Here is a 22,106-nt window from a genome sequence, read left to right on the forward strand (position 1 = left end):
ATTGAAGGAAGACCTCAATGGCCGCTAAAGCACGATCAAAAAGAGCAACCCCCGCCCCGAGCACGAATGGTTCGAATGATTCGGAAGGGATGCTGAAAAATGCCCTGGGACAAATTGAGCAGGCATTCGGAAGAGGCGCAATCATGAAACTGACGGGCGCTAATGCCCGGACTGTTCCCTCGATTGCCAGCGGAGCACTTTCACTAGACCTGGCATTGGGGGGCACCGGATTTCCTCGAGGTCGTATTATCGAACTCTATGGCCCGGAATCGAGTGGTAAAACAACACTCGCCCTGCATGTCATTGCCAGCGCTCAAAAAGAAGGAGGCATCGCTGCCTTCATTGATGCCGAACATGCCCTGGATCCGGTTTGGGCCAAAAAACTGGGTGTTAACATTTCAGAACTTCTCGTCAGCCAGCCGACCTTCGGCGAAGAAGGTCTGCAGATTGCTGAAATGCTGATTAAATCGAACTCTGTGGACGTCATCGTGGTTGACTCAGTCGCAGCTCTAGTCCCCAAAGCGGAACTGGACGGCGAAATTGGTGACACGCATGTTGGCCTGCAGGCCCGCATGATGAGCCAGGCCATGCGTAAACTGACGGGGGCCATCTCCAAGTCGAAAACGACTGTGATATTCATTAACCAGATTCGTGAAAAGATCGGCGTTATGTTCGGTAGTCCCGAAACAACACCTGGTGGCCGCGCATTGAAATTCTACAGCTCTGTACGTGTGGATGTCCGCCGGATCGCGACTCTGAAAGATGGGGATACTGTGACCGGTATTCGCATGAAAGCCAAGATTGTCAAAAACAAAATCGCCCCTCCCTTCCGGATTGCTGAGTTTGATATGCTCTCAACCGGAGGCATTAACTATGAACTGGATCTGCTTGATCTGGCGGTCGAAAACAAAATCGTCAAGAAGAGCGGCAGCTGGTTCAGCTATGGTGAATTGCGACTGGGGCAAGGGCGTGACAAGTCCAAAGTGGTCCTCGAAGAAAATCCGGATATCTGTGAGGAGATCAAACAGAAAATCCTGGCGGCACAAGGAGTCGTGCCCAATCCAGAAAACGAGCCGGAAGCCGAAGCTGTCGAAGCCTGATCTGGCTCCCAATCGACCGGCTGAAACACAACCTGAATGACAAAATGACCTTGATGCCCTATCGGTATTCAAGGTCGTTTTGCATTGGGTTCTCCCCGAAAAAAAGGTAAAATGAGTCTTGAACGGTCAAGGCGGGAAGCAGGAGACTCTTTCCGCTCAAAAGAACACTTCTGTTTTAAAACAAGGCCTTGCATGCTTGATGCTCAACCGAAAAAACCTGCTCCTGGTCGCCTGTCGTTAGTTAAAACGTTCCTCGCGGGAATCCTGATGCTCCCGCTTCTGAGTGGTTTGCCACTCAAGGCACAAATGCCAGATGCCTCTGCAGTTGCTATGGCGGTTCAGCAGCAAATTGTCAAAACCATTGAACAGTCAGAATCCTCTGTGGTGGCGATTTCGAAAATCAAAATCCCCAAGCAGAAATTTCAATCGCGCATCCCTGCTCCGTTCGGCATCGATCCCAATCAGGGTTTCAGTATTTCACAGGATCCGCAGGACCTGAATTTTATTCCCAATGAATTTGGATCAGGGGTTCTGATTCCAGACCCGACAAAACAGAATCGGGTACTGGTGCTGACAAACTTTCATCTCACGGAAGGAGGGCCGGTTGCTGAACAAACCCCCGTACCAGAAAGTCGAATCTACGTGCATACTGCCAATCGGCAGGGTTTTTATGCAGAGATACTTGCCGCAGATCCACGTAGCGATCTGGCCGTTCTCACACCGGCGCAGCCTGTGTCTCCCGAATATGCACGCTCCCTGACTCCCATCCGATATGGCAACAATAAACCTGTTAAAAAAGGACAGTTTGTCATCGCTTTGGGGAATCCCTATGCCATCGCCCGTGATGGGTCACCAAGTGCGAGCTGGGGGATTATCAGCAATTTTCATCGCTACCCGGTTCCCATTTTCAAACACTTTTTGAATCAGGAAATTGCCAAAGAAGAAACCCTGCATCACTTTGGTACCCTGCTGCAGGTCGATACCCATCTGGACCTGGGTACCAGCGGGGGTGCGTTGCTGGACCTGGAAGGAAACCTGATTGGTGTTACGACCGCATTGGCAGCACTGGAGGGATATGAAAAATCGGTAGGCTATGCAATTCCCATCGATAATTCGACCTTGAGAATCATTAACAGTCTCGCTGCGGGCCTAGAAGTGGAATATGGATTCCTGGGCATCGAACCTGGTACCCTGGATCGGGGTCAGGTACGTAGCAGCTTTCCCGGAGCCGTCGGGCTGGACGCCCCCTTTTACGTGGAAGCTTCTCGCGTCAAACAGCATTCACCCGCTCAAATCGCTGGGATGCTGCCACACGACCTCATTCTCTCCATCAATGGCGAGAAATTGACTCATGATCTGGACCTGATGCGTGAAGTGGGTAAAGCTGGTGCAGGAAATGAGATAAAGCTTCAAATATTGAGAGGAAAAAAACCGCGTGAGTTGACTCTGAACGTGAAACTGGGAAAATGGCCCGTAGCGGATGATGAAGGGATTGTACAAACCCGCTATCGCCATCCCCTCTGGCGCGGACTTAGAGTCGATTATCCTACTTCGCGCAGGAAATATACATTCAGTCCGTTCAGTTATCCACCTGCTGTCGTCGTAACCTATGTTGCTCCGGACAGCCCTGCACAACAGGCTGGGCTCAAGGAAGGTGCCTTCATCAGCCAGATCAATGGACAGGCGGTTCAAACGCCGGATGCGTTCTATCAGGAAGCACAAAAAGTCAACGACTCACCAGTAACATTACTATATCTGGATGGCCAAAAGCTGATCCTTCCCCCAGCAAGCAATAAGAAACAATGAAAACAGACGAACTTCGCGAGAGTTATCTATCCTTCTTTGAAGAAAAAGGTTGTGTCAAGCGACCCTCCGATGTGCTGGTACCACGCGATGACCGCACTGTCTTATTTACTCCCGCGGGGATGAACCAGTTTAAGGAACAGTTTCTGGGGGTGGGTAAACTTGATTTTACCCGCGCCACAACCTGCCAGATGTGCCTGAGAACCGGCGATATCCAGAACGTGGGTGTCACCGCATATCATCATACATTCTTCGAAATGCTGGGCAACTTCTCATTTGGCGATTACTTCAAACGCGAAGCCATCCACTGGGCCTGGGAATATCTCACCGATAAGAAATATCTGGGGCTCGATCCCAATCTGCTCTCCGTTACCGTCTATCAGGAAGATGATGAAGCCTACAACATCTGGCATGATGAAATCAAACTTCCTGCGAACCGAATCAGTCGTGAAAACGAACACGAAAACTTCTGGCCCGCTGGCGCCCCCTCAGAGGGCCCCGATGGTGTTTGTGGCCCGTGTAGCGAAATTTTCTACCATCCCAATGGTGGTAAAGATAATGTCGAAATCTGGAACCTTGTTTTCACTCAGTTCAATCGTGTCGGTGATCCCCCCAATAACCTGAAGCCCCTTCCCAAAAAGAATATCGATACAGGAATGGGCCTGGAGCGAACAGCCTCCGTGCTCCAGGGAGTACGCAGCAACTTTGAGATCGATACGCTCAAACAGCTCTGCCTGGCCGCCGGTGATATTGTCGGTACAGGTTACGATTTCGATGCAGCATCAGGACGACCAGTTCGTCGTATTTCAGACCACGTACGTGCCATCACCTTCAGTATCCATGAAGGAGTAAACCCTGGGAGAGACAAAGAGAGCTATGTCGTCAGGCAGCTACTCCGCCGCGCGCTACTGGAAGGATACCTGCTTGGAAAACATGAACCATTTCTACATCGCCTGGTACCGGCGGTCGTTGAGATCATGAAGACTCCCTATCCCGACATCGCCAAGACTGCTGAAAACGTACAAAGTACGATCAAAGAAGAAGAGGAGCAGTTTCTAGGCGTCATCGAAAAAGGACTCTCCCGTTTTGAAGGCTTCCTCAAATCAGCAGAACAGGCAGGCAGTTCAGTCATCTCAGGAGAAGACGCTTTCGACCTGCATCAGACCGACGGTTTTTTGATAGAACTGACCGAAGCCCTCGCTGCCAAAAATAACATGTCCGTGAACCGGACCGAGTTCAACAATATGATGCAGCGGCACCAGAAAGACAGTGGCAGTGGTGCCTTTCTGGACTCCGTCATGTCAGAAGGCCCGCTGACAGCACTCCACAAAACCATCAGTGAAACGGACTTCCAAGGCTATCAGACCACTACAACTGAATCCAAAGTCATGGGCATCATTGCAGAGGATCGCCTGGTTGAGTCCATGGTCGAAAAAGGCCATGCCCACCCGATTGTTGTGGTTCTCGACCAGACACCCTTCTACGCGGAAGCCGGTGGTCAGGTTGGTGATACTGGATTTCTCGAAGCAGATGGAATCAAATTCGAAGTCACGAATACCCAGAAGAATGCCGGCCTTTACCTTCATATTGGACATCTCTTGACAGGTAAATTGGAACAGGGGCAGACCCTCACCGCAACGGTCGCAGAACCGCGTCGTTCCGGTATTCAGCGCGCCCACTCTGCAACACACCTGCTGCATCATGCCCTGCATACTGTTCTGGGAGATAACGCCATGCAGCGTGGGTCCAAGGTGGAAGAGGACACGCTCCGCTTCGACTTTTCCCACAGTAAAGCAGTCACACCGGAAGAGATCAGCCGAATTGAAGATATTATCAACCAGCGTGTTTCTGAAGGGGCGCCCGTCACGACAGAATTGATGAAACTGCAGAAAGCCCGTGAACTCGGGGCCATGGCACTGTTTGGTGAAAAATACCCCGACTACGTTCGCGTGGTTCAAATGGGCGACTTCAGTACCGAACTTTGCGGAGGCACCCACCTTTCCAATACAGGGCAGGTTGGCTTATGTAAGATCATCAATGAAGAACTTGTCGCCAAAGGGGTGCGTCGTATCTATGCTTTAACCGGCCCCAAAGCCCTGGAAAAAACCAGGAGTACAGAGAAACTGCTACTGGAACTGGCTGCCCAGTTGAAAGTCCCGCGTCCCGACGATCTGCCGGTCCGCATTCAACATCTGCAGGATGAACTCCGCGAAACTAAAAAGCAGCTCACCAAATTTTCCAGTAAGTCACTCGCGGGAACCGCCGATGATCTACTGGAAGACGCACCTGTTGTGAACGATGTCAAAATCGTGGCCTACCATGCCAAGGATGCTTCACGTGATCAACTGCGGGAACTGGCGGACCATCTGCGGAAAAAAGGCAAACAGGTCGCTCTGATCCTGGGAACAGTCATCGATGGCAAAGTCGCCTTGATGGCTGCCGTCAATTCTGACCTGGTGAAACAGGGCCTCAAAGCCGGTGACTGCGTCAAAGCAGCCGCCAAGGTGGTAGGCGGCGGAGGCGGAGGTCGTCCCGATATGGCAGAAGCCGGCGGAAAAGATCCCGAAAAACTGGACGAAGCACTCGCGGCCGGCGCAGACTACTATCGCAGTCAACTGGAAGCTTGAGTCTGGCTGAGTTCGGTTCTACCTGACGGTTATAGCTAGAGAAGATTACGGCGATTGAGTTCTGCGACAACGCGTTGCACGATTTGTGAAACATCGTTGTTGCCGAGCTCTTCCGTAATTCCGGTAGCACAACCACCAATGGGCTCATTGGTAAAACCATGTTCGGAGAGCATGCACTGCAGAGTCCGACTCAGCGTAGAAATATCTGTCTTCTGCTCTGAGGTGATCGGCTGCCGTCCCTGCCCCATCTGAAAGCCACGCAGTTCTACCGCAGCTCGGAATCCTTCCGGAAATTCAGCGGAATAAATCATCGTATCAAACAGGGTTAACAGGTCATATTGCACGCGGCGAGCTTCATCCAACTGGGCCGACATCGTCAAATCATACAACTTACGTGTCAGTTCAGGAACGACCCCCGAACTCGCATTGGTCCCTCCATCCGCTCCACTCAGCAGTAACGGCATTAATGCGGCGTCCCAGCCGGTCAGAAATGAGAACTCGGGACGATTCGGACGCACTGCCTGAATCATACGGATCATATTGGGGATGTCCCCTGAAGAATCTTTGATCGCCACGATCTTCTCACACTCTTCTGAGAGACGCTGGATCGTAGGCACATCAATCGGGCTGGCAAACATGGGAATATTATAGAGAGTCACGTCGATCGGCGTATTATCACCAATTTCCTTGAAATAGGCATAGACGGATGCGGGACTCAATTTGTAATAAAAGGGGGCCACAATCGCGACGGCACGAATACCCAGGCCATGATAATATTCACAGGCCTTGATGGTTTCGCGGACATTCGCTTCGGCTGCACCTGCCAGAATCGGAACGCGTCCTCGAGTCTGATCTGCGATGATAGCGACGATCCGTCGACGCTCTTCTGGTGTGAATCGAGTAAATTCCCCGGTGGACCCATTGGGATACAGACCGTGCACCCCTTTTTCAATCAGCCAGTCGATATAACGTCTGAGCTCCGGCTCATTAATTTCGCCTTTGGAGTCATACGGGACCAGATTGGGTGTAAAAATTCCACTGAGCTTGGATTGGGGATTCATTCTGGGAGCTACCTATACCTAAAAACAGATTCGCTAACTTACGGAGTATAGGAAGAGTATAGCATACAAATCAAACGGACGACACAGTTTCAGGACTCTTCAATTGACTCTTCTGCAGACTCTGGATTGTCTTCGGAATCTGAATCATTCGTATCGATTATGCCTTCTTGATCGGTTTCACGATCCTCAGAAAGGTTAAATTCCTCAGCACTTACCCCGGCATCTAATAGCTTTTGGGCCTCGGCTTCCGCTGATTTACCATAAAACTGAAGGATCAGAAATAATACGATCAGGCCGACCGGCAACAGAATATAAGGTTGAATTCCGAAGCCAACAGGAATGTATCCAAACAAAATAGAAACGGTGCCGACAGTCAATGCATAAGGCATTTGTGTCAGCACATGATCCAGATGGTCAGACCCTGAAGCCGCTGAAGAGAGGACAGTAGTATCCGAAATCGGAGAGCAATGATCTCCGAAAATCGCACCCGCCAGTACTCCTCCAATCGTCCCCAGCATCAGATGATGATTGGGATCAGCTTCATTTAAGGGAACCAGGAGGCTGTAAGTCAAGGAAATCGATAAAGGCATCAACAGCCCCATTGTTGACCAGGAACTACCAGTCGCAAAACTGACGGCAGCGGCCAATAGAAAAGTAATCGTCGGCATCCAGTTGGGTGACAGGCTGCCCGAAAGCAGTTCTACCAGCACACCAGCGGTATTCAGATGATTTTCATCACACACCGTTGCCACCGACCAGGCGAGGACCAGAATCAGAATGGCCAGGAACATACTCTTCGCTCCCGCAGACCAGGCCTCAACACATTCATTCAGGGAAAGCGATTTGGAAAAACTGCAACTGGCGACAGCTGAGATAGAAGCCAGAAAAGAAGAAATCAACAGCACCCGATTCGGAGAAGCATGCTCCAGAATTTTACTCATGGATTTCTCCAGTAACGGTTTCCCCTGCTGAAGCCGTTCCAGATTCAACCGATCGATCTCAATGGTCCCTGTCCACCACAGACCAATCATCGCCAGCCCCAGTAATACCGAGAGCGGAATCAATGCGTTGCGTAACAGTTGACGGCGTGCCAGGTCACCATTTTCAGCCCCCAGCTCTGCTTCCACGATATTAAAACGCCCCGGTCTCACCAACTGGTTAAAAGCAATCGCACGTGTTTCGGCTTTGAGCATTGGCCCATAATCGTTGCCCAGATAGGCCACTAACCAGACAAAAGCCAGCAGATGGAGTGGATAAAACCGATAAGGCAGACTGTATAAAAATGTGGTGTAGTAATCTTCGCTGATTCCCAGACTGCTGTAGGTATCCGCGATATACCCGATTTCCACACCAACCCAGGTAGAGATAATCGCGATTCCAGAAACTGGAGCCGCTGTGGAATCCACCAGGAATGCCAGTTTCTCCCGCGAGACTTTCATCCGGTCGGTAAAGGGACGCATGGAAGTCCCTACCAACAGCGAGTTGGCATAGTCATCAAAAAACACGATCAGTCCCAGGAACCAGGTCATCAGCTGACTGTGTTCACGCTTCGTCGCATAACGCGAGAGACGATTAACCAGCGCAGCAGTACCTCCACCTGCCGACATCACTCCCACCATCGCTCCGAGAAACATCGTAAACAGAATGATCATCATATGGGAATAACTGCTGCTTCCCGGTTCGACGATCTCATGTATCACGAACGTATCCAGAGTATGCACGAAACCCAGAAACAGATTTCCATGCGCTAAAATAACCGCACCGACCCAAATACTGACCAGTAAAGCCAGGATGATATTTCGAAACCAGATCGCAAGAATGACAGCGATAACTGGGGGAAGCAGACTTAACCAGCGTGAGATTCGATAAACCTCGACGACGGCACTCCCCCGACTGTCAGGGTCAACAACAATCGTATCCGCAGTAATAAAAACTTTCTGATTTTGTGCCAGATCCGTCTTAAGCACGAGGACCCCGTCTTCAAATGGGGGTAATGCGGTATCAACGTCTCTGATCCACAATTCCAGGCCCATAATCTGTTTCGGGTGTCCTGAGAATTCGCTATCGAGAGTTCCATCCAGCCTGAGTGCACGAAGCGTAACCTGACTGACGGGAATCCCAATTACTGCAATCTTGGGTGCTTCCACCTCGTAGCGGGCTGGCTCTTTCTTGAGAGGCACATCCGTAATCTGATCGGTCTGTGCCAGAAAGCTGGTTAAAATAATCAGCAATGAATGAATCGCCGCCATCGTCCCTCAGGCTGCTAAATCAAAAATGATCGGCGGCGGATTGCAAAAGCCTTTAATCACGCCATCCAGTGAACGTCCTGCACAGTATATTGAAACTAATCCCCGTCTGATCTGCAAGCGTTGATTTCAGAAAGCCGTCAGTTTCCAGAATCCAGCTACCAACTATTACTCCATCTCATTGCACGGCCAAAGCAAATGAAACGTCACGCCGCGCTCCTGACTTGTTTCAGCCTCGATTCGGCCTCCATGCAAGTCGACAATCCGCCAGCATTTGGAAAGACCAAAGCCCAGTCCTCGCCCCGCCTGTCTGGCTGAGTAGAATGGATCGAACAGATGCTCCTGTTCCTGTTCTGACAGGCCTGGCCCATCGTCCTTGATTTGTAAATGCAGCATCGGAATCGCATCCACAGTTTCCTCTTCCGCTGAAATGTAAATCTGCCCTCCCTCTTCGAGAATATTCAGGCAGTTCGAAATCAGATTACTGATCACGACTTTTAACTGTGTTTCATCTGCCCAGAGGCAAGCTGTTCCTGAAAGATCAACCGTCAACAGAACCCCTGTATTGTGAATCTCCTCACTCAGGCTGTGTTGAACCTCATCAATCACATTAGAAAGATTGACGGCTGTAGGCCGGGGAGCAGGCGGTCGGCCAAACAGCATGGCATCGCCTATCATATCCCTGATCCGATATGCCTGCCCGCCAATTGTCGCCAGTGACTGTCTACGTTCCGGATCTGTCTCATTTTTCAGTAGCATCTGTACGCGTCCGGCAATCGTTGCCACAGGATTATTAATCTCATGTCCGGCACCGGCAGCAAATTCAGCCATCGCTTCCAGCTTATCTCTACTCGGTAAAAGCCGCTGAATTGCAGGCTCTCCCTGCTCTGCAGCAGAATGGCAGGACTGGCAATTATTGTGTTGCGCGTCCTGAGAATTGCCTGTTCCCCATGCCTGAGCGAAAAGTCGGCAGCTGATATCTGTTAATTCAGAAATCAGAGAAAGCATGCCCTCTAAACGATGAGCTGAAAACAGAAATACCCCCACCAGAGAAACCTGGTCACAGGGAATGAGAAAAAAATGGGCGGGGCTGCTGGAGATCAGACGAAAAGGCCGCCCCTGCTCTGCAATCAGACGAGCCTGTTCGACAAGAGTACGATTCGGATCAATCCGAATGGATGTCTGAGTGGATAAGTCCGCTTCTGCCTGAGAGCGACGGAACATCGCGGCCGTTAATTCCAGGGATGTCTGATCGAACTGAATCAGATAAGCGGCTTTCGCAGCGGTGGCTTCACACCAGACTGCTGCCAACTCCCCCAGAATAGTATCCAGGGATTCAATCGGAATTAATGAAAACAGGCGTCGGTAAAAAACATCCGGCAGGCCAAGGCTCACTCCACCGGTTTCGCTCGCCATCTGACGCTCCAGTTAGCAGTAGCCACGACGATCGGAAGCGCAATCCGATCGTCATGTCACTGATATTTCACCTGATCCTGAAATCAGCCGGCAGTATGAACGGATTCCAGATTCAATAGCCTACAGACGCGATCGGCCAGTTGCTCCACTTCAAACGGCTTCTGCATGAAGTCATTTGCACCGGCCGCTTTCAGATCATCAATTTTGTCTGCTTCTACCATACCGCTGATGCAGATAATTTTGACATCGTCCATGGAGGAATCACCGCGAACCCGCTGGCAGACTTCCTTACCATTGATATCAGGCAGCATCACATCCAGAATGATAATATCTGGATGGTATTCTTTGACCATCATTCCGGCATCAAACCCGTTATTTGCTACGCGAATTTCGAAACGGGAATCTGCGTCCAGAACATCACGGATCAATTCTACCAACTCTTCATCGTCGTCCACGATTAATGCTTTACGTTTTCCACTTTCCAAGGCATCGGTAGGGATCCCGTTGTCTTTCATAAACTTAAAAAGCACATCGCGCGGAATTCTACGAAAGCGAGAGCCCGGTACTCGAAATCCCTTTAATTGGCCTGAATCAAAACAGCGAATAATCGTTTGTTGACTCACTTTGCAAATCTTTGCGGCTTCGCCCGTGGTAAAGACCGTTTTCATATTGCTCATCCATCCTTTGAAGACCCGCCTCAAAACTGCGGGAAAGACCAAGCGCTGTAAGGCTATTACAACATGCAATAACCGAGCCCCTGCGCAGAGGTAGTGATGACCCGATCATCAACACCAATGCTTGAAACTGACATCTCCATAATCAGCCTCTTACCTATTTACCTGAAATAAGGTAAAACGATAAAAAACCACATCCTCCAAGGTGCAGTTATATGGCCCGTTCACTTGCCAAACGCCACTGATTTTCCAGACGCTTTAAGTATCCCACATAGATACAAACGCCAAAACTTTCAATACCGCTTGACTTTACCAGTATTATCAATAACTCCGATTGTATCTATTCTGACGATATGGTCAACACGCATTCGCCAGCTTGACTAAATTATTGAAATAAATCCATACTGTCTCTATACTTACACTCGTTTAAAATGGCTGAAACCGCCACTAAAAAGCATTTTTGACGGTACGAACAGGCTTATCTGGACCGCAAAAACTACCAGCGCCGCAAAGAGTTAGGGATTTTTGACCACCATCGGGGTAGATTTTCAGGTCGCCAGTCGGCTCGAACTATTTAAATAAATCACTAAAACGGTCAGGTCAGCCGGTGTTACTCCGCTGATTCTGCCCGCCTGCCCGACATTCCGTGGCTTGACGCGGCTTAGTTTTTCCTTGGCTTCATTGCGCAGATTCGGAACCAGCTGATAGTCAATATGTTCGGGAATATGTAGTGTTTCCACATTCTTCTGCTTCTCAATCTCAGCAGTCTGACGTTTGATATAGCCTGCATATTGAACTTCAATCAGTGTCTGTTGAATTGCTCGTTCTGATAGTGGGATCGCTTTTAATCCTGGAGCGAACTCGCAGATTTCCTTCCAGCCGGTATCCTGTCGCCGCAACCATTCTTCCAGAGTCTGGCCTTGATGCCGGTTCCCACGAATGAAATCCATGATCTGCACGATTTCAGCTTCGTAAGTCTGGTACTGATCCCAGCGTTCCTGGCAGACCGAACCGACACGACGTCCAAGGGGAGTCATTCGCCGATCCGCATTATCCTGCCTGAGCAGTAAGCGAAACTCTGCCCGTGATGTAAACATACGATAGGGCTCATCAACACCTTTTGTTACCAGGTCATCAATCAGCACACCCAGGTAAGCTTCATTACGATCCAGAATCAGATCTTCTTTCCCGGCAATCTTTAATGCTGCATTTAAACCCGCCAGTAATCCCTGGCCAGCGGCTTCCTCGTAACCGGTTGTCCCATTCAACTGTCCTGCAAAATACAGGCCAGCAACACGTTTGGTTTCCAGCGTGGGTTTTAGCTGTGTCGGAGTCGCGAAATCGTATTCCACCGCGTAGCCGTACCGCATGATTTCCGTTTTTTCCAGCCCCCGGATTGAATGAATCATCTCATCCTGCACATCACGGGGCAGACTGGTTGAAATCCCGTTGCAGTAATACTCGTTCGTATAACGCCCTTCCGGCTCCAGAAAGATCTGATGGGAATTTCGCTCCGAGAACCGTACCACTTTATCTTCGATAGAAGGACAATACCGCGGGCCCGTTGAATTAATCTGTCCAGAATACATGGGTGCCCGATGCAGATTCTCATTGATCAGTCGATGCACGTGCTCATTAGTTTCGGTCAGATAGCAGGGCATCTGAGGCTGAGTCAGTTTCTCTGTCATGTAGGAGAAGGGCTGAGGCTGTTCATCCCCGGGTTGTTCTTCCAGCACAGAAAAATCTATCGTGCGACCATTCAGTCGCGCAGGAGTCCCAGTTTTAAATCGCTGAAGCTCAAAGCCCAGCTGCGCCAGGCTGTCGGACAGGGTTCCGGTCGTCCCTTCCCCTGCGCGTCCCCCTTTGGTTTTTGCTTCTCCCGTATGCATGATCGCCTGCAGGAATGTGCCCGTCGTCAGAATCACTGCGCGGGCACGATATGTGGCATCACCGTGCACCTGCACTCCGGTGATCTGATCATTTTCTACGATCAGACTTTTTACGATTTCCTGCCGCAGCGCCAGATTATCCTGCTGCTCCACCTTCCATTTCATACTGAACTGATAGGCTTTTTTGTCCGCCTGTGCCCGGGGGCTATGCATGGCGGGGCCTTTGGAAAGATTGAGCATACGGAACTGAATTCCGGTTTCATCGATTACGCGTCCCATTTCGCCGCCCAGGGCATCGATTTCTCGAACGATCTGCCCCTTTGCCACTCCACCAATCGCCGGGTTACAGCTCATCTGCCCGACCGTGTCACAGTTCATGGTTAAGAGCGCTGTTTTGGCCCCGAGCCGCGCAGACGCCAGAGCGGCTTCACAGCCAGCGTGCCCGGCACCCACTACAACAACATCATAATCATACGAAACGGACTGACTCATAGTTCTACTTTGTGAAATAAAAAGAGTGTAGTTCAGATATCTATCTGAAGAGACTGCCACCCGCGGGAGGGTTCAGGTTTAAATGCTCCATGGCAGCCATTGTAACGACACGACCGCGGGGTGAACGCTGAATAAACCCGCAGCGCAATAAGAACGGTTCCACTTCGTCTTCCAGGGTATCAGACGGGATGTTCAAGGTGTGCCCCAGCGCCTGCACACCAGCAGGTCCACCGGAAAAAGTTTTAACCAGCGCCTCCAGATACCGCCGATCCTGACGTTCCAGGCCGAGCTGATCAATCTCCAGCATTTCAAAGGCTCGCTTTACCACTTCATTGGTAATATTACCATCGGCCTTGCTGGTGGCAAAGTCTCGCGCCCAGCGTAACAGATTATTGGCTTTCCGCGGCGTACCCCGACTGCGGCGGGCAATTTCATATGCAGCATCATCAGTAATAGGCGTTCTCAGCTTGCGGGCATTTCTGCGAACGATTTCCACCAGTTCCTGATCTTCATAAAAGTCCAGATGTTCGCGGCGGACGAAACGATCACGCAAGGGAGCGGTCAACATCCCACTCCGCGTCGTTGCGCCAATGACTGTAAACTTCTGCAACTTCATGTTGACGGTCCGGGCATTCAGACCTTCACCAAGGGTAATATCCACCCGGAAATCTTCCATCGCAGGGTAGATAAATTCTTCGACGGTCGCCGGCATTCGATGAATCTCATCAATAAATAGAAACGAACCGTGACTGGCATTAGTCAGATAGGGCAATAAATCCTTGGGAGCACTCAATGAGGGCCCCGAGGTAATCTGCAGTTCCGTTCCCAGCTCACGCGGTAGTACCGACGCCAAAGTTGTTTTTCCCAACCCGGGGGGACCATCGAGCAGTAAATGTCCCAGTGGTTCATTTCGTTTTCGGGTCGCATCCAGAAAGACTTCCAGCCTCTCGACGACTGCCCGCTGTCCCACAACTTCACTCAGACGCTGGGGACGCAACGCATCATCATACTCGGCATCATCGGCCAGAAAGCTGGAATCCCAGCCGCTTCCTTCTCCGGTAGAATCATTTTCCGGTTCTTCATCGCCTTTAATGACAGGCTCGCGTACCATGCTCTCATCCACACTCTGAAATACATCCCATCACGCTATCTCTTCATCCCAATAAAGAGACTTGCAATGTATAGCCCGGGAGATGCCACCATTAACCTCAATAAGGCTAATGCATACTAATCGAGACACCACCACCTCATTTGACGGTTGGTATCATAGCAAACCAACGCCCCTGCCGTAAAACCCCCGAAGCAGCTCCCTGCTCTGAATCCTGATTTAATATGACGCCTTTCGAGCTAAAGGCAGGCAGGTGTCTGAAAAAACCACCCCTGCAGTCACTTGAATCATTCAATGCGAGTCATACACCGGTAAGCAACAGCCTTCACCAGCAGCTGAAAAGTGTACACAAAACCAAAGACGATAAAGGCAAATATCCCACCAACAAGCATAACCGGTAAGGGGGAAACATTCAAAATCTCAACCAGCATTAACCCGCCGACAACAAGTCCAACCCCTAGCAATACAGGGATACCTATAATTGCCAGAAAGACAAGCGTCATACTCAGCAGGTTCTTTTTTGTGAGATCAATCGAACTGGTAAAGGCTTCAATTCCAGGTAGATCTCGATCAATGAGCAGATAGGGATATGGCCAGAACAACAGAGTCAGAAAGAAACCGATCAGAAAGAAGATCATATTTCCAAACCCGACCACCAGTTGAAAGACAAAACCACAAAGTATCATTCGCAGTACAAAGCGACCTCCAGTAAATAGATCGCCCAGTTCAGCATCATCACCTAAGGCGATTTTGAGGAAAACAATCTGAGTACCGGCTTCAATATAATTGAGTACAATTACAAGGGCGATGAATAAGATCACAAATCCTCCCCCTCCCATGAGAATGGCAAGCGGACCATTATTGACAAGGAGATCTCCCGTCGCATAGACAATCGCAAATACCACTAAAACAATTGCTGCAATAACCAGTCCGCTCAGAAGACTGGCCAGGAAGGGCACTGCCACACAAAGCCCCAGATGCTCGGTATACAATTGCCATGAGCGCGAAAAAACTTCACCAACCTTAATTTGGTTGGGTTCCCACTTCTGGTTGACGGTGTTCCGAATCACTTCACCACAGGAATCACATACCAGCGCGTCGTGTGGGTTAGCGGCACCACACATGAGACATTCAATGTCTGCCGGAGTTTCCGAACCGACCAGAAAGCGATTACTTTCCGGAACAGGCGCATCGGGACTAAATTGCTCAAAACCATCATCAAAGAGATCCGGTTCCTGCGCGGCGGGTACTGTGATCGGTTCTCCACATTGTGGACATTTCGCACGACGCCCTGCTTTGTCATCAGAGGTTTTCAGAACCTTTTCACAACCAGGACAACTAAACTCAATTGTCAAAACACCAGACCTTTTTCCATCTCGTCAATGAATAAAGTTTTTGCGAAACGACACTGCGATCATGTCCACAAATCACGATAAATGCAAGCCTGACTATACCCTTGAACAACACATTCCGCGAATGCCTGTCTGATTCTAGAGCGCATCACATTTAACCATAGCGTCTGTCAATCTAATATACCCGGACCAAATGGACCTGGAGACGCTACAGCAAAACTGGACACAGTCCAATCTCAGCTTGTGAGTCTGGCAGATCATCACCAGTAGGAGAGAATCGAATTCAAATCCGACCGGCTGTAACGACGCTTATTGATAAGTCATCTCTGCATAACTTACCGTACTAAGCAGCATGGAAAATGGGATCACCATCAGATACACGAATGCCATGAAACCGAAAAACATCAGAAGTACCAGAACTTGTGCAGGCCCCCCCTGCTGTATGGAAGACATCATTATCAACAGTACCCCGTAAGGTACCATCATCACGCCAGCCATTATCAGATAGACCAGGAACATACTGAACTTATTTCCGTTTGTGACTTTTCTGGACTCAGTGAAAGCATCAATTCCTGGTAAATTCCGGTCAATCAGCAGATAGGCATACGGCCAGAACATAAAGGCGACAATCAAACCAGGGATAATCAAGCATATCAGCCCAGCAGTATAAGCAAGCAGAAACACAATGCTACAGAGGACCATTCTGCCTAAAAAAGGACCTCCACTGAAGATTTCTCCCATTCCAGGATGTTCACCCCGAACCACTTTCAATAGAAAATTCATGACCCCCAGCATCAGATAAAATACGATACTGTAGATGAGCAATATTAAAATGATGTAGAAGATGGCTCCAAATACAATCATCAGTCCTGGTTCGATCTGTCCTAATACTAAAGCGCCTGCAAAACCAATTACTATTAAAACAATCACGGTCAAGACTGCCGCCACGACATACAGGACATAGGCAAGTATATGGATTCCAATGATTGATCCCAGGTTTGCTTTATATACTTCCCAGGTGCGGGAAAATATTTCTCCAACCTTAATCTTGCGGGGTACCCATTCCCCCGCCTGCAGAGTTTCTCCACAGTGTTGACACCGCTTTGAACCAGTGGGAATGGACTCCCCACACATGGGACAATCCATCTGAGCTTCAGCCAGAAAGCTGTCCTCTTCCCGCACGGGACCTTCAGCCAGAAAGCTCTGATCTTCCGGAACGGGTGACTCGGAATCAAGTGGATCAAAGCCATCAAAACCGTCATCCATTGAAGCAGAGGGATCAGCCGCGGGGACAAGAATTGGCTCTCCGCACTGTGGGCATTTGGCACGACGTCCGGCTTTGTCATCAGAGGTTTTCAGGACTTTGTTACAATGCGAGCAACTGAATTCAATCGTCAAAGTGGGATCCCCTGTCCTGTCTGCCTGGTGCTTAGTCGGCTGTAACCTCTGCCATGATATCGTCCGGGATATTAAAATTCGCAGTTACGCTTTGCACATCATCATGATCTTCCAGCGCTTCCATGAGTTTCAATACTTTTTTACCATCTTCTACTCCCAGATCAACGGTTGTATCCGGAATTCGTGACAGCTCGGCCAGATTCGTAGGTATCTCACGTTTTTCAAATTCTTCGGAAACCTGCTGAAATGCATCTATACTGCAAGTGACCTCAAAAACATCTCCGTTAGCAGTTACATCATCTGCGCCCACTTCCAGCGCGACTTCAAAGAGTTCATCTTCCTCAATCGCATCAGAGGGAATCAGAAACAGACCTTTGCGTTCGAACATCCAGGCGACACACCCCGTGCTGCCCAGATTTCCGCCATGCACTTCAAAGATCTTGCGAACTTCACCGGCGGTTCGATTTCGGTTTTCCGTCAGGATATCACACAAGACAGCCACACCCGCGGAACCATAGCCTTCGTAGACCAGTTCTTCAAAATTTTCACCGGATAATTCACCACAGCCTTTTTTGACAGCACGATCGATATTTTCTTTCGGCATACTGGCTTTACGGGCCTTGTCGATCGCATACCGCAGCGCAAGATTCATGACCGGATCTCCCCCGCCATGTTGTGCCGCGACGATAATCGCACGACTCAACTTGCCAAAGAGTTTACCTCGTTTCTTATCGACCACACCTTTCTTGGCCGCGATATTTGCCCAATGAGAATGACCTGCCATTTGTAACTTTGCTCAGCTCCAAGTATGCGTGAATCTACTGCGAACGAAGGACGCAGAAAAGAATAAAACCAAGCCTTATACTACAATAAATGGACGGGGAAGGAAATCGATTACTGGTTCAGTTTTTTCTGAAGCTGATCAATCAATTTCGGATCTGCGGGAGAGGACTGTTGTGCTTCTTCCAGCGCTTTCTTCCAGAGCTCATTCGCTTCTTTGGTTTTATTGAGTTTGTGGTAGCAGTCTGCCAGATGATCCAGAATCGTACTGTCTCCACCGCCTGGCAACTTGCTGGCTTTCTCAAGATATCCTGCTGCTTCCTGAAAACGTCCCAGCTTGAATAGAACCCAGCCCATACTGTCAAGATAAGCCATATTGTCCGGTTCGGATTTCAGCGCGATCCGAATCATCTTTTCCGCTTTTTCCAGGTTTTTCCCCTGGTCAGCATACAGGTAACCCAGGTCATTATTGATAGAGGGATTCTCAGGATCGTCCGCCAGCATCTCTTCCAGGACGGCTTCCCCTTTGGCAATATCCCCCTGCTGCACATAGGTATTAGAGAGCATCATCCTGACCTGATAGACACGCTCTTTCTGTTCCGGATATTTCTTGATGAAGCCGAGCATCTGCACAATCGCCTTATCCCAGTCATGGCTGTGATAGTAAATCCAGGCATGCTGATAATCCAGCAGAGGGAACTTCGGCGCAGCCTGTCGTGCTTCTTCATTCACTTTGAGCGCTGCTTCTGTCTCTCCGTTTCGCTCACGTGCATCAGCCAGGAAATACAACAGGTTGATCCGCTGAGGTGCCAGCAATGGGTTCTCAACAGCATTCTGCAGCAGAACAGCAAGCTCTCCATATTTGTCTTCCTCGCGTAGCAACTGGCTGTATTCCTGAAGGATTAACAGCGTCCAGTTACCGCGAATCTGTGGTTTTTCATGCTTGGCAGCAGAATCCATGGCAAACTGAAAAAACTCAGCAGCAGCCTGTTTCTGATCGGCCTCGGAAGCAAGCTTCGCGATGATGAATGCAGAAAACACATCCACTCCGGGCGGGTCTTTTTTCTTCAACTTCTCCGCTTCTGTAATGAGCCCTTTTACCAGTTCCGGATCTTTGGACATCTCTTCCAGATTGGACTGGATTCGTTGAACGCCGTCCCCGGTCTGTACGAGCTTAGAGAGGGTTTCGATCAACTCCGCATACTTCTGATTTTTCTGATACAGCGACAAGAGCCCTGCCAGGCCTTCCGTATTCGAAGAGTCGCCTATTGATTCCAGATAAGTTTTTTCGGCGTCAGCAAAACGCCCGTTTTTACCATATTGTTCTGCCAGATAATAATGCAGTGTTCGATTAAAGCGATCCTTTTCCGCGAGTTTTTCCAGTTGGGGAATCAGGTCGTCTGAACGATCCAACTTTGTTAAAATTTCCGCTAAAAACTCGTATGCTTTACGCCCCTTGGACTGCAGTTGCTCATCGAAATACGACTGCAGTGAATCCAAAGCCTGTTGATACTGTTTGGACTGGTAGTAAACCTGCGCCAGGTGGTACTTTAAGATTCCGGGACGCCCCTTCTGCGATTCGGCTGCTTGATTGAAAGCGTCTACCGCCAACTTGAGACGGTCGGTTTCCAGAAAGGACTGTCCGATTCGCTCATACAACTTGCCCTTCTTGGCTTCCAGTTGCGAGCGTGTATTGTACTCGAATGTAAATTCATCCGGTTTTGTAAGGGCACGAAATACGGCTTCCCAGCACTGGGCGGCTTCCTCTTTTTTCCCCAGCCGCTCATACAGGTTTGCCTGATCGTGTTGAATAATGACATAGACTCCCGATTTCTTATCAATCGAAGGAGAGTCAGAAGCTTTTTTCAGAAACGTGACCGCCTCTTCAAAACGTCCCTGTCCTGCCATATGCAGACCCAGTTTCCGCATCAGTTCATAATCTTCGGGATCCAGTTCCACTGCCTTTTGAGCATATTCGATTGCCTCATCGGTCTTATCCAGCCCGGAAGCCAGCCTGATCAGAACCCGGTAAATTTCAATGGAATTGGGATTATATTCCATTGCTTTTTTATAGGCATCGTAGGCACCGATAAAATCATTACGTGCTTCACGCATCCGCCCGGTCATATACCAGGCTGCAGAATCGATCTCTTTCTCATCCATGGGCGTGCGTGGTGTCGCAGGTACAAAGGGTAGCACTACATCATCGGCAATCCCTTCTTCCAGGGAGAAGACCTTGGGGGCCTTCTGTTTTTGAGAATCTTTTTCGCCCCCTTTCTTCCCTGGCATTTTCGCTGACAGAATATCCAAGCTGGCTGTCGACACAAATGCTGCTAACAACAGTAGCAGACAGGCCCTCAATATTAGCATCCGGGGAAATCGACTCATCTTTACACTCCATTATTAGAAATAGAGAATCTCTAAACTCAATCAGAAACCGGTAACTGCAGGCGCGCAACATCCTGCCGGGTCTGTTCATTGTAACGCGTCTTCACTACCTTCTCCAAGCCTGGTTTTGCAGGATTCCGTTATTTTCGCTTTGGGAAACAGAAGATCTGGAGCGCATCACATTTAAGTATAATGTCTCTCAATCTAATATACTCGGGCCAAACAGCCCTGGAAGCGCTACCGTAAAACTGGATACAGTCTCGTGTAAATACGGGAAAGGAGATATCCGACTCAAGCAGACCAGCCAGCGTGTTTCACTTGATTATGCCGCTGACCACTTACTTTTTGGTAGAAGAGGATTTCTTTTTCGGAACTTTTTTCGTGGTCGTAGTGCGTTTCGCTGCAGGGGTTTTCCTGGTCGTTTTTTTGACCGTCTTTTTAGCAGCCTTTGTTTTCGCGGGGACTTTCTTTTTGACTTTGGTCGCCGTCGTTTTTGTTTTTGAAGGAGCTTTCGCTTTCTTCTTTTTTACCACTTTCTTTTTCTGCTTCGATAGCGGATTGGCGAACATGGCCTCCATTCGACTGGGGGCATTCATCAAATCAACCCCCTCCTCGGGAAGCGGATTTTTTGCCAGATTGAAGTCGGCAGCCAGTTCTTCGTCAGTCGCCAGGCAACGCAATAGATGACTGAACAAGGGCGCATCCGTCTTCCGCACAGCGGACTTCAATGTGTCACTTGCAGTTTCAATTGACTCATCTTCCGACAGCAATCCCAGCCATTTGCTGGCATTGAGTATTTTTTCATCAGCTGGTACCAGGTGACTTCCCAGTATAACCTGTAACGTATGATGTAACACAAAAGGCGTTAGGGTTTTCATGCGGGCCAGCTGTTTCTGAGCTTGCTCCAGCGTTTTCTTTCGCAGCATCTCCAGATCAAAACAGAACTCTTTATCAAACACATACTGCAATACAGTCCGGATACGGTAAGCGCGCCACTCAGCATCACCGACATCTGCAAACACCAGTTCGAGCTCCGATATCGTACTGACACGAATCTCATTCAGATCATGAAAGCCATCCAGCAGAGAGTCGAATACTTCGTCTGCTTTTTCGTTTGTTGTATTCTCCAGGCAGATCGCATGCAGAATGGTCTCCAGCACGGGACGATCGTATTTCGGTAAAGTGGCCGAGTAGCGTTTTTTAAGTGACGCAATCAGCTTCTTGCAAACAGCCTGTTTATCCGATGTGGAAATTTTTTTAGCAACCATATCTGTCTGTACAATATTTGAGATGTATCAATTGGAAAGTAATGAAAACAGTTCTTTTCATGGACGAAAGCACTGCCTGCTATTCCTGAGGAGTTTCTTCTTCAGTGCCCTGCTCTTCTTCCGAAGAAGAATTTTCCGCTAACTCTTCCGCTTCTCTCTCGATCTGTAACTCATCCAGTATACGAATCGTATCCATCGTATCTTTAACAGCAGTGTCCAGCACAAACTTGATCACGGGAGTATACTTGGTCTGTATCCGATCTGCGATTTTGGACTGGAGAAACCCTTTAGCAGATTCCAGACCGTGCATACAAAGTGCTTTTGTCTTTTCATCTCCCATGATCGAAATATAAATCTTGGCTGACTGCACATCAGGTGCAACATCAACATGCAGGACTGTCACATCACGGATCCGAGGATCGCGCAAATGCAGCAGAATCGTTGTACTTACTGTTTCTAATATCGCCTGCGCGATTTTTTCTAATCGACGTGATGTCATTCAGT

General features: G+C 49.3%; 15 protein-coding genes. 3 read left to right on the forward strand and 12 right to left on the reverse strand.

Translation table 11 applies throughout. The features are described 5' to 3' along the window. The first annotated feature begins 17 nt into the window (after window positions 1-17). The 3 genes from recA to alaS all read left to right on the forward strand — a co-directional run bounded on the left by recA (window position 18) and on the right by alaS (window position 5,530). Window positions 18-1,100, forward strand: a complete 1,083-nt coding sequence (gene recA / locus ACN0YH_RS15265) for a recombinase RecA (RefSeq protein WP_417380438.1) — start codon at window positions 18-20, stop codon at window positions 1,098-1,100. A gap of 192 nt (window positions 1,101-1,292) precedes the next feature. Continuing rightward, window positions 1,293-2,906, forward strand: a complete 1,614-nt coding sequence (locus ACN0YH_RS15270; RefSeq protein WP_417380439.1) for a trypsin-like peptidase domain-containing protein — start codon at window positions 1,293-1,295, stop codon at window positions 2,904-2,906. Next, window positions 2,903-5,530: an alanine--tRNA ligase gene (gene alaS, locus ACN0YH_RS15275; protein ID WP_417380440.1), complete on the forward strand. Its 2,628-nt coding sequence runs from the start codon at window positions 2,903-2,905 to the stop codon at window positions 5,528-5,530. The genes ACN0YH_RS15270 and alaS overlap by 4 nt, the downstream gene beginning before the upstream one ends. A gap of 35 nt (window positions 5,531-5,565) precedes the next feature. Here the strand turns inward: alaS and ACN0YH_RS15280 are convergent, their stop codons facing one another. The 12 genes from ACN0YH_RS15280 to rbfA all read right to left on the reverse strand — a co-directional run bounded on the left by ACN0YH_RS15280 (window position 5,566) and on the right by rbfA (window position 22,101). After that, on the reverse strand, window positions 5,566-6,591 hold the full coding sequence (locus ACN0YH_RS15280; RefSeq protein WP_417380441.1) for a dihydrodipicolinate synthase family protein: 1,026 nt from the start codon (window positions 6,589-6,591) through the stop codon (window positions 5,566-5,568). Window positions 6,592-6,680: 89 nt separating this feature from the next. After that, a complete protein-coding gene (locus ACN0YH_RS15285) occupies window positions 6,681-8,840 on the reverse strand; it encodes a Na+/H+ antiporter NhaC family protein (protein ID WP_417380442.1) in 2,160 nt (719 codons plus the stop codon). A gap of 165 nt (window positions 8,841-9,005) precedes the next feature. Further along, window positions 9,006-10,253, reverse strand: coding sequence for a sensor histidine kinase (locus ACN0YH_RS15290; RefSeq protein WP_417380443.1), 1,248 nt, complete (start codon window positions 10,251-10,253; stop codon window positions 9,006-9,008). 83 nt (window positions 10,254-10,336) lie between these two features. Next, window positions 10,337-10,921, reverse strand: a complete 585-nt coding sequence (locus ACN0YH_RS15295; RefSeq protein WP_417380444.1) for a response regulator — start codon at window positions 10,919-10,921, stop codon at window positions 10,337-10,339. A 554-nt stretch (window positions 10,922-11,475) separates the two neighbouring features. Continuing rightward, window positions 11,476-13,308 (reverse strand): tRNA uridine-5-carboxymethylaminomethyl(34) synthesis enzyme MnmG, encoded by a 1,833-nt coding sequence (gene mnmG / locus ACN0YH_RS15300; protein ID WP_417380445.1) that lies wholly within the window; start codon window positions 13,306-13,308, stop codon window positions 11,476-11,478. A 40-nt stretch (window positions 13,309-13,348) separates the two neighbouring features. Continuing rightward, window positions 13,349-14,419 (reverse strand): Holliday junction branch migration DNA helicase RuvB, encoded by a 1,071-nt coding sequence (ruvB, locus tag ACN0YH_RS15305; RefSeq protein WP_417380446.1) that lies wholly within the window; start codon window positions 14,417-14,419, stop codon window positions 13,349-13,351. A 284-nt stretch (window positions 14,420-14,703) separates the two neighbouring features. Beyond that, window positions 14,704-15,771: a hypothetical protein gene (locus ACN0YH_RS15310; RefSeq protein ID WP_417380447.1), complete on the reverse strand. Its 1,068-nt coding sequence runs from the start codon at window positions 15,769-15,771 to the stop codon at window positions 14,704-14,706. Between the two features lie 306 nt (window positions 15,772-16,077). Next, on the reverse strand, window positions 16,078-17,166 hold the full coding sequence (locus tag ACN0YH_RS15315; RefSeq protein ID WP_417380448.1) for a DUF975 family protein: 1,089 nt from the start codon (window positions 17,164-17,166) through the stop codon (window positions 16,078-16,080). A gap of 31 nt (window positions 17,167-17,197) precedes the next feature. After that, a complete protein-coding gene (locus tag ACN0YH_RS15320) occupies window positions 17,198-17,950 on the reverse strand; it encodes a YebC/PmpR family DNA-binding transcriptional regulator (protein ID WP_417380449.1) in 753 nt (250 codons plus the stop codon). Window positions 17,951-18,060: 110 nt separating this feature from the next. Then, window positions 18,061-20,334: a tetratricopeptide repeat protein gene (locus tag ACN0YH_RS15325; RefSeq protein ID WP_417380450.1), complete on the reverse strand. Its 2,274-nt coding sequence runs from the start codon at window positions 20,332-20,334 to the stop codon at window positions 18,061-18,063. 338 nt (window positions 20,335-20,672) lie between these two features. Next, window positions 20,673-21,602 carry a hypothetical protein gene (locus tag ACN0YH_RS15330; RefSeq protein ID WP_417380451.1) on the reverse strand — a complete coding sequence of 310 codons (930 nt, stop codon included), beginning with the start codon at window positions 21,600-21,602 and terminating at the stop codon, window positions 20,673-20,675. Between the two features lie 79 nt (window positions 21,603-21,681). Next, window positions 21,682-22,101 (reverse strand): 30S ribosome-binding factor RbfA, encoded by a 420-nt coding sequence (gene rbfA / locus ACN0YH_RS15335; RefSeq protein ID WP_417380452.1) that lies wholly within the window; start codon window positions 22,099-22,101, stop codon window positions 21,682-21,684. Between the last annotated feature and the right edge of the window lie 5 nt (window positions 22,102-22,106).

It is taken from the genome of Gimesia sp., from assembly GCF_048262075.1.
In the GTDB taxonomy this organism is placed as follows: domain Bacteria; phylum Planctomycetota; class Planctomycetia; order Planctomycetales; family Planctomycetaceae; genus Gimesia.

Coding starts and splice junctions, on each gene's coding strand:
- recA (WP_417380438.1), top strand. CDS start 18: ATGGCCGCTAAAGCACGATCAAAAAGAGCAACCCCCGCCCCGAGCACG.
- ACN0YH_RS15330 (WP_417380451.1), bottom strand. CDS start 21,602: ATGGTTGCTAAAAAAATTTCCACATCGGATAAACAGGCTGTTTGCAAG.
- ACN0YH_RS15295 (WP_417380444.1), bottom strand. CDS start 10,921: ATGAAAACGGTCTTTACCACGGGCGAAGCCGCAAAGATTTGCAAAGTG.
- ACN0YH_RS15270 (WP_417380439.1), top strand. CDS start 1,293: ATGCTTGATGCTCAACCGAAAAAACCTGCTCCTGGTCGCCTGTCGTTA.
- ACN0YH_RS15325 (WP_417380450.1), bottom strand. CDS start 20,334: ATGAGTCGATTTCCCCGGATGCTAATATTGAGGGCCTGTCTGCTACTG.
- mnmG (WP_417380445.1), bottom strand. CDS start 13,308: ATGAGTCAGTCCGTTTCGTATGATTATGATGTTGTTGTAGTGGGTGCC.
- rbfA (WP_417380452.1), bottom strand. CDS start 22,101: ATGACATCACGTCGATTAGAAAAAATCGCGCAGGCGATATTAGAAACA.
- ruvB (WP_417380446.1), bottom strand. CDS start 14,419: ATGGTACGCGAGCCTGTCATTAAAGGCGATGAAGAACCGGAAAATGAT.
- ACN0YH_RS15280 (WP_417380441.1), bottom strand. CDS start 6,591: ATGAATCCCCAATCCAAGCTCAGTGGAATTTTTACACCCAATCTGGTC.
- ACN0YH_RS15320 (WP_417380449.1), bottom strand. CDS start 17,950: ATGGCAGGTCATTCTCATTGGGCAAATATCGCGGCCAAGAAAGGTGTG.
- ACN0YH_RS15285 (WP_417380442.1), bottom strand. CDS start 8,840: ATGGCGGCGATTCATTCATTGCTGATTATTTTAACCAGCTTTCTGGCA.
- ACN0YH_RS15290 (WP_417380443.1), bottom strand. CDS start 10,253: ATGGCGAGCGAAACCGGTGGAGTGAGCCTTGGCCTGCCGGATGTTTTT.
- alaS (WP_417380440.1), top strand. CDS start 2,903: ATGAAAACAGACGAACTTCGCGAGAGTTATCTATCCTTCTTTGAAGAA.